The organism is Streptomyces sp. NPDC050264, from assembly GCF_040655895.1.
In the GTDB taxonomy this organism is placed as follows: domain Bacteria; phylum Actinomycetota; class Actinomycetes; order Streptomycetales; family Streptomycetaceae; genus Streptomyces.
Genome location: NZ_JBFAKV010000004.1, coordinates 45,869 through 54,238, shown reverse-complemented (window position 1 = coordinate 54,238; position 8,370 = coordinate 45,869). Strand labels below are relative to the sequence as shown.

At 70.1% G+C, this 8,370-nt stretch carries 8 protein-coding genes; all 8 read left to right on the top strand.

Annotation, left to right across the window (positions count from 1 at the left end):
- Positions 1-65: 65 nt before the first annotated feature.
- Positions 66-698, top strand: coding sequence for an NADH-quinone oxidoreductase subunit J (locus AB0J02_RS07700; RefSeq protein ID WP_363192678.1), 633 nt, complete (start codon positions 66-68; stop codon positions 696-698).
- Entirely contained in the window at positions 698-1,132 is a 435-nt protein-coding gene (gene nuoK, locus AB0J02_RS07695) for an NADH-quinone oxidoreductase subunit NuoK (protein WP_363192677.1), read from the top strand. The genes AB0J02_RS07700 and nuoK overlap by 1 nt, the downstream gene beginning before the upstream one ends.
- Positions 1,129-3,147, top strand: coding sequence for an NADH-quinone oxidoreductase subunit L (locus AB0J02_RS07690; protein WP_363192676.1), 2,019 nt, complete (start codon positions 1,129-1,131; stop codon positions 3,145-3,147). The genes nuoK and AB0J02_RS07690 overlap by 4 nt, the downstream gene beginning before the upstream one ends.
- A gap of 6 nt (positions 3,148-3,153) precedes the next feature.
- Positions 3,154-4,752, top strand: a complete 1,599-nt coding sequence (locus AB0J02_RS07685; protein ID WP_363192675.1) for an NADH-quinone oxidoreductase subunit M — start codon at positions 3,154-3,156, stop codon at positions 4,750-4,752.
- On the top strand, positions 4,749-6,284 hold the full coding sequence (locus AB0J02_RS07680) for an NADH-quinone oxidoreductase subunit N (RefSeq protein ID WP_363192674.1): 1,536 nt from the start codon (positions 4,749-4,751) through the stop codon (positions 6,282-6,284). The genes AB0J02_RS07685 and AB0J02_RS07680 overlap by 4 nt, the downstream gene beginning before the upstream one ends.
- 92 nt (positions 6,285-6,376) lie before the next feature.
- Entirely contained in the window at positions 6,377-6,835 is a 459-nt protein-coding gene (gene mscL, locus AB0J02_RS07675) for a large conductance mechanosensitive channel protein MscL (protein WP_363192673.1), read from the top strand.
- Positions 6,836-7,030: 195 nt separating this feature from the next.
- Positions 7,031-7,894, top strand: coding sequence for a zinc metalloprotease HtpX (htpX, locus tag AB0J02_RS07670; RefSeq protein WP_363192672.1), 864 nt, complete (start codon positions 7,031-7,033; stop codon positions 7,892-7,894).
- Positions 7,891-8,283, top strand: coding sequence for a YccF domain-containing protein (locus AB0J02_RS07665; protein ID WP_363192671.1), 393 nt, complete (start codon positions 7,891-7,893; stop codon positions 8,281-8,283). Before htpX ends, AB0J02_RS07665 begins: the two co-directional genes overlap by 4 nt.
- Positions 8,284-8,370: the final 87 nt, after the last annotated feature.

Sequence of the window (8,370 nt, the reverse complement as noted above, 5' to 3'; positions counted from 1 at the left end):
TCTGACGACGCGACCGGCCCCGACGACTCCGCCACCTCCCACGGCCCCGGAGAGGAGACACCCGCATGACCCCCACCGCCTCGACGGCCTCGGCCGCCGTCACCACGGCCGCCGAGAGCCACGGGTTCCTCTCCCCGACGGGCGTCGAGATCGCCTTCCTCCTCGTCGGCCTGGTCACCTTCGGCGCCGCGCTCGTCACCGTCACCACGAAGCAACTGGTGCACGCCGCCCTGTGGCTGGTCGTCGCCCTCGGTGGCATCGCCGTCGAATACCTCCTGCTCACCGCCGAGTTCATCGCCTGGGTGCAGGTCCTCATCTACGTCGGTTCCGTCGTGGTCCTCCTCCTGTTCGGGCTGATGCTGACCCGCGCCCCCATCGGCCGGTCACCGGACGCGGACAGCCCCAACCGCTGGGCCGCCCTCACCGTGGCCTTCGCCTCCGCGGCGGCCCTGGTCTGGGTCGTCGTGGACGCCTTCCGCACGACCTGGATCGATCTGGACGCGGCCGCCCAGGGCAACACGGCCGTGACCGGATCGATCCTGTTCCGGCACTGGGTGCTGCCCTTCGAGGCCCTCTCGGTCCTGCTCCTCGCGGCCCTGGTCGGCGCGATCGTCCTGTCCCGCAAGAAGAACGCGGCCGAGACAGAGGCCGAGGCCGCCGCCACCGAGGCCGCCGCCGTCCGGGAGGGCAACCGCTGATGCACCTCGTCTATCCCGCCGTCCTGTCCGCCCTCCTCTTCTGCACGGGCCTGTACGGAGTCCTGGCCCGCCGCAACGCGATCCTCGTCCTGATGTCCGTCGAGCTGATGCTCAACGCCGTCAACCTCAACCTCGTCGCCTTCGACGTCTGGCTGCGCGACGCCCTGCACTCCGGACAGGCCCTGACCCTGTTCACCATCGCCATCGCCGCCGCCGAGATCGGCATCGGCCTGGCGATCGTCCTGGCCGTCCACCGCAACCGCGGCACGGCGGACATCGACAAGCTCCGCGACGCCGCCGAGCCCCGCGACCCGGACGACGACCCGCACGACCCGTACGACGCCGGCGCGACAGCCGACGACCCGGCCGGTCCGGCGGACAAGAAGGCGACGGACAAGAAGCCGGCGGACAAGAAGGCCGAGGCCACCGCGTGACCACCACGACCCTCGCCGTCCTCGTCCCCCTCCTGCCGTTCCTCGGCGCCGCCGCGGGTCTCCTGCTCGGCCGCACCGCTCCCGCCTTCGTCCGGCCGCTGGCCGTGCTGCCGACGCTGGCCGCACTGGTCCTCGCCGTCGTCGTCGCCGTCCAGCAGGGCGGCGGCACCGGCAACCGCACCGCGGCCCTCGACGCGCACACCGAACTCACCCCGACCGGCTCCGTCCCGATCGAACTCGCCCTGCACATCGACGGCTTCGCCGCCCTCGTCGCCGTCGTGGTCGGCCTGGTCGCGACCTGCGTCCAGCTCTACTCGACGGGCTACCTGCGCGACGACCCGCGCTACCCCTCGTACGCCGCTCTCGTCTCGCTCTTCACCTCCGCGATGTTCCTCGTCGTCTACTCGGGCGACCTGATGGTGCTGCTGGTCGGCTGGGAAGTCATGGGCATCTGCTCGTACTTCCTCGTCGGCCACTACTGGGAGACCCCCGAGGCACGGGCCGCCTCCCTCAAGGCCTTCCTCGTCACGAAACTCGGTGACGTCCCCTTCCTGATCGGTCTGTTCGCCCTCGCCACGGACGCGGGTTCCTTCCGCATCACGACGATCCTGGGCAAGGTCACGAGCGAGGGCGGCCTCGACCACCCGACCCTGATCGCCCTGCTGCTCCTGGCCGGCGTGGCGGGCAAGTCCGCGCAGTTCCCACTGCACACCTGGCTGCCCGACGCGATGGCGGGCCCCACACCCGTCTCCGCGCTGATCCACGCCGCGACGATGGTCGCCGCCGGCGTCTACTTCGTCGCCCGCCTCCTCCCGGTCTTCGCCGCCTCGCGGGCAGCCCTGATCGTGCTGGCCGTCATGGCCGCCGTGACCATGGCCGGCTCGGCCCTCGCCGCCCTGGCCCAGGACGACATCAAGCGCGTCCTCGCCTACTCGACGGTCGGCCAGCTCGGCTACATGACCGGCGCCCTCGCCGTCGGCGACCGTGGCGCCGCCGTCTTCCACCTCCTCGCGCACGGCGCCTTCAAGGCGCTGCTGTTCCTCGGGGCGGGCGTGATCATCCACGCCGCCGGCACCAACTCACTCGCCGCGATGTCCCGCATGGGCAACCTGCGCGACCGCGTCCCCGACGCCTTCTGGACGATGACCGTGGCGCTGCTCGCGCTCGCCGCGATCCCGCCCTTCAGCGGCTTCTTCTCCAAGGAGGCCGTCCTCGGCGCCGCCGAGCACACGGCCACCGGCCATGAGAACGGCATCCCGGCCGCGGCCGGCTGGATCGTCCTCGTCGCGGGCCTGGTCACGGCCCTGCTCACCGCCGCCTACGCGACCCGCCTGTGGCTCCTCGCCTTCAACGGCCGGGGCACGGAGGTCCCCGACCACGGCAGGCAGCCGGCCGTGATGAACGTCGTGCTGTGGGTCCTGGCGATCCCCTCCCTCGCCTTCGGTCTGGCCACTGGCGTCCTGCCCGACTGGTTCGACGGCCGCTCGCTCACCCCGACCGTGACCACCTCCGTCCTCGGCACCGGCTTCGCGCTCGTCGGCGGCCTGGTCACCTACGCGGCCTGGCGCCACACCACCGCGATGGCCGTGCGCCGGACCCCGATCGGAGCGGTCGCCGTCGACACCGAGTCCGGCGACGGCGGCCTGGTCGAGGCCGAGGCCATCGCCACGCACACGGCCGCGTACGGGAACATCGCGGGCGCCTCCGACCCGGCCGACCCGGGCCGTCTCCTGCTCGGCCCGCTGCACCGGCACGCCGCCGTCGGCTTCCACCTCGACGCGCTCTACGCGACGCTCTTCGTCCGCCCGGTCCAGGGCGCGGCAACGCTGGTCCGCTTCCTCGACCGCACGGTCGTCGACACCTACGTACGCGCGGCCGCCGAAGCCCCCAAGGCACTGGGCTGGGCCGTGCGCCGCGCCCAGACCGGAAACGTGCAGACCTACCTCAGCGCACTGCTCGCAGGCACCGTCGTCCTGGTGGTCGCCGTCGTCCTCGTCGCCACCGCCGGAGCGTGAGCAGCCGTGATCGATATCAGCGAATCCGTGATGCAGTTCCTTCTCGCGTTGATCGTCGTCGGACCGCTCATCGGCGCGGTCGCCGCTCTTCTCCCCGCCCCGCCCGGGCTGAAGGGGAAGTCACCGGACCAGGCCGTGCTCCGCCACGGCGTGACCGTGACCGGCGTGATCCTCATCGCGGCGATCGTCCTCGCGCTCGGCTTCGACCACGACCATCCGTCGAGGATGCAGGCCACGACCGACATCAGCTGGATCCCCGCGCTCGACGTGCGTATCCACCTCGGCGTCGACGGCATCTCCCTCCCCCTTCTGGTGCTCACGGCGCTGCTGACGTTCCTCTGCGCGCTGTACTCCTACTTCAAGCAACAACATGAGCGGCTGACGCCGCGGGCAAGCGGACCTTCCCCCAAGGGCTTCGTGGCCCTGATCCTCGTTCTGGAATCGGGCACGCTGGCCACCTTCGCCGTGCTCGACCTCCTTCTCTTCTTCCTCGCGTTCGAGATCGTGCTCATCCCGATGTACTTCCTCATCGCACGCTGGGGCGGCGCCGAACGTACGGCCGCTGCCTGGAAGTTCATCCTCTTCACCCTGCTCGGCTCGGTCGTGATGCTGCTCGGAATTCTCCTTATCGGCGTTAAGTCGGGCACGTTCGACATGATGGCACTCGCCACTGACAACGGCCGGGGCCTGACCTCGTCCGTGCAGGTCATCGCCGTTCTGGCGATCGGGATCGGGCTCGCCGTGAAGACCCCGATGTGGCCGCTGCACAGCTGGCTGCCGGACGCGCACACCGCCGCCCCGACCGTCGGCTCCGTCCTCCTCGCCGGGGTCCTGCTGAAGATGGGTACGTACGGGTTCGTCCGGATCCTGCTCCCCATCGCCCCCGACGGGATGCGGACCTTCGCGCCCTACCTCGCCGCGCTCGCCGTCGTCGGGATCATCTACGGATCCCTGGCCTGCCTGAACCTCGCGAAGCAGGGCGCGAAGGGCGATCTCAAGCGCCTCATCGCGTACTCCTCCGTCGGCCACATGGGCTTCGTCCTGCTCGGCATCGCGACGATGAGCCCGACCGGCGTGAACGGCGCGCTCTTCGCCAACATCGCCCATGGCCTCATCACCGGCCTCCTCTTCTTCCTCGTCGGCGCGCTCAAGGACCGGGCCGGCACCAGCGACCTCGACACCCTCGCCGAGCAGGGCGGCATGGCGCTGTACGGCAAGGCCCCGCGGCTGGGCGGCCTGCTCGCGTTCGCCGCCGTCGCCTCGCTCGGACTGCCCGGACTCGCCGGATTCTGGGGCGAGATGCTCGCCCTGTTCGGCGCGTTCAGGCCCGCCGACGGCCTCAGCCGCCCGGCCTTCCTCGTGTTCATGGCGATCGCCGCGCTCGGCACCCTGCTCACTGCCGCGTACATGCTCATCGTGGTCCGCCGCGTCTGCATGGGCCCGCGCACGCGCGAGGCCCCGGACGTCGCCGACGTGCGGGGATACGAGTTCGCCGCCTGGACCCCGCTCGTCGCCCTCACCGTCCTCGCGGGTCTGTGGCCCGCCGCCCTGCTCGGCCTCACGAACCCGGCCGTGCAGAAGCTCCTCGCAGGAGGCCTCCAGTGACCGCCGTCGCCGCGCCCTCCGTGGCGTCCCTCGTCCAGTCCGTCGACTGGCTCGCGATCGCCCCGCCGACGATCGCGGCGGTCGTCGCCCTCGTCGTCCTGGTCGCCGACCTGTTCGTGGGCGAACGGCGCAAGCCGGTCCTCGGCTGGATCTCCGTGGCGGGCCTGGCCGCCGCCGGACTCGCCCTGATTCCGCTGATCGGCGACGAGCGCTCGACGTTCTGCCTCGCGTCCTCCCAGGAAGCGTGCAGCTACACGGCGGACCGCTTCACGCTCGTCGTCCAGTTCCTGGTGCTGGCGGGCGCCCTGCTCACGGCGCTGCTCTCGATCAGCACCCTGAAGGACGCGAAGAACGCGAAGAAGCCGCTCCCCGAAGGGGAGTTCTGGTTCCTTCTCCTGTCCTCCGCAGCGGGCGCCGCCCTCCTGCCCGCCTCCCGCGACCTCGCCACGCTCGTCGTCGCCCTGGAAGTCGCCTCGCTGCCCGCCTTCGCGCTGGTGGGCCTCAAGCGGGACGACAAGCGGTCCTCCGACGCGGCCCTGAAGTTCTTCCTGTCGTCGGTCACCGCGACCGCGGTCACACTCCTCGGCGTGAGCTTCGTCTACGCGACCACGGGCACTCTGCACCTCACGAAGGTCGCCACCGAACTCACCCACGTGGACGGCCAGTTCCACACCCTCGCCCAGGCAGGCGTCGCCCTCACCCTCATCGGCTTCGCCTTCAAGACGGCCGCCGTACCGTTCCACTTCTGGGTGCCCGACACCTACGTAGGCGCACCGCTGCCGATCGCCGCCTACTTGTCGGTCATCGGCAAGGCGGTCGGCTTCACGGGCCTCATCCTCGTCACGGTCATCGCGTTCCCGTCGTACGCCGACGTGTGGGGCCCGGCCCTCGCCGCGCTCGCCGCCCTGACGATGACCATCGGCAACGTCGCGGCCCTGCGGCAGCAGGCCACGCGCGCGTACAGCGCCGTGCGCCTCCTCGCCTGGTCCTCCGTCGGGCAGGCCGGCTACCTCCTGGTGCCGATCGCCGCGGCCGCGTACTCCGACGACCCGCAGAAGTCGATCGGCTCCACCCTCGCGTACGCCCTCATGTACGCCGCCGTGAACCTCGGCGCCTTCGCGGTGGCCGCCCTCGTCGCCCGCACCAAGCCGCTGAACCGCCTGAGCGACTACCGCGGCCTGTACGCCTCACGCCCGCTCGCCGCGCTCGTCCTCGGCTTCTTCCTGCTGTGCCTGGCCGGCCTGCCGCCGGGCATCATCGGCCTCTTCGCGAAGGTCACGGTCTTCTCGGCGGCCGTCGACGCGGGGCTGGGCTGGCTCGCGGTCGTCATGGCCGTGAACGTCGTCATCGCGCTCTTCTACTACCTCCAGTGGACCGCGGCCCTCTTCCGCGCCCCTGAAGGAGAGCCGGCCGCATACCGCGCCTCCTGGCCGCTCACCGCCGCGATCGCCGTCACAGCCGTCATCGGAGCGGTTCTGTCCGGGGCTCCACAATTGATCCTTCACTTTGTGGACAGTGGACTGTTCTCGTGACGCGGCAGACTGTCAAAGCCCCTATTTGGTACGTTTCTGGGTCGCCACAAACAGACACTCCCCCCACCATCACCCTTCCCAGGAGCAGCAGCGTGCTGAGCGGTTTCAAGGACTTCATCCTTCGCGGCAACATCGTCACCATGGCCGTCGGCCTCGCCATCGGATCGGCCTTCACGGCCCTGGTGACCGCTTTCACCGCCGCGTTCATCACCCCGCTCCTGGGCTGGGCCACCGGCTCCATCGGCAACTACTCGGACGCCTACTTCACGCTCGAAGGAGTCAGGTTCCCCTACGGGAAGCTCATCAACGCCGGTATCGCCTTCCTGATCACCGCCGCCGTGCTCTACTTCCTGATCGTCCTGCCGATGATGAAGATCACGGCGCGTGCCGACCGGAACAAGCCGATCGACATCAAGGCCGCCCTGCGCGACTGCCCCCGCTGCTTCAGCCAGATCCCCGGTGTCGCCACCCGCTGCCCGAACTGCACCAGCGAGATCGAGGCCGACGAGAAGGCCCTGGAGATCGCGGGCCTGATGCCCAGCCAGCGCTGACCCGGACGGCCTACACGCGCGCCCCGCTCGCCGAGCGTGCACAAGGGAACTCGTCCCGCTCGTCTGGCGTTGACCAGTACGGGAGGGTCCACTGGAGGCAGGCACCCCAGCCACCCGCACCGATGCGCGGGTCCAGTGGAAGCAGTGAGAAAGCAAGCAGTGGGTTCCCCTGCCGCACCATCAGGAGGGCGTACCGTGCACCGCCGGCACAACGGGTTGAAGACAGCCGTACTCCTTGGGGGGCTGTCCGCCCTCATCATCGTCATCGGCAGCTTTTTCGGCCGCATGGGGCTCGTCATCGGACTCGTCATCGCGATCGGGACGAACGCGTACGCGTACTGGAACAGCGACAAGCTGGCCCTGCGCGCGATGCGGGCCCGCCCGGTCAGCGAGTTCGAGGCGCCGGCCCTCTACCGCATGGTCCGCGAGCTCTCCACGCAGGCCCGCCAGCCCATGCCCCGCCTGTACATCTCCCCGACCGAGGCACCGAACGCGTTCGCGACGGGCCGCAACCCGCGCAACGCGGCGGTGTGCTGCACCGAGGGAATCCTGCGCATCCTGGACGAGCGCGAGCTGCGCGGCGTCATCGGGCACGAGCTCAGCCATGTCTACAACCGCGACATCCTGATCTCGTCGGTCGCCGGAGCCCTCGCCTCCGTGATCATGTTCCTGGTCAATTTCGCGTGGCTGATCCCGGTCGGCCGCTCCAATGACGACGAGGGCCCCGGCATCTTCGGAATGCTCCTGATCATGCTCCTGGGCCCGCTCGCCGCCTCCCTCATCCAGCTCGCCATCAGCCGCTCCAGGGAGTACGAGGCGGACGCCTCGGGCGCCCAGCTGACCGGGGACCCACTGGCCCTGGCCAGCGCCCTGCGCAAGCTCGACGCCGGTACGAAGCAGCTCCCGCTGCCGCCCGAGCCGCGCATCGAGACGGCGAGCCACATGATGATCGCCAACCCCTTCCGCCCGGGCCAGGGAATGTCGAAGATGTTCTCCACCCACCCGCCCATGGCGGAGCGGATCTCCCGGCTCGAGCAGATGGCAGGTCGCCAACAGTGAAGACAATCCTGAACGTCATCTGGCTGATCCTGAGCGGCTTCTGGCTGTTCCTCGGCTACGTGTTCGCGGGACTGCTGCTGTGCATCACGATCATCGGCATCCCGTTCGGCGTCGCGGCGTTCAGGATCGCCGTCTACGCCCTGTGGCCCTTCGGGTACACGACGGTCGAGCGCAGGGACGCGGGAGCGCCGTCCTGCGTGGGCAACGTGCTGTGGCTGATCCTCGCGGGCTGGTGGCTCGCCCTGGCGCACATCGTCACCGGCGTCGCCCTGTGCGTCACGATCATCGGCATCCCGTTCGGCATCGCCAACTTCAAACTGATCCCCGTGTCGTTGATGCCGCTGGGCCGCGAAATCGTCAGCACGGACCAGCCGTTCGCGGCGCGCTGAGCACAGCCGCCGCGCCGGGGCGTCCCGGCCTGTGGCGTGCGCCGCACCTTCGAGGCCGTCGCAACCGCTCGGCGCCTACACCTCGTC

Excerpts from the sequence above, each read along its gene's own strand:
- AB0J02_RS07700 (WP_363192678.1), top strand. The coding sequence starts at position 66 with ATGACCCCCACCGCCTCGACGGCCTCGGCCGCCGTCACCACGGCCGCC.
- nuoK (WP_363192677.1), top strand. The coding sequence starts at position 698 with ATGCACCTCGTCTATCCCGCCGTCCTGTCCGCCCTCCTCTTCTGCACG.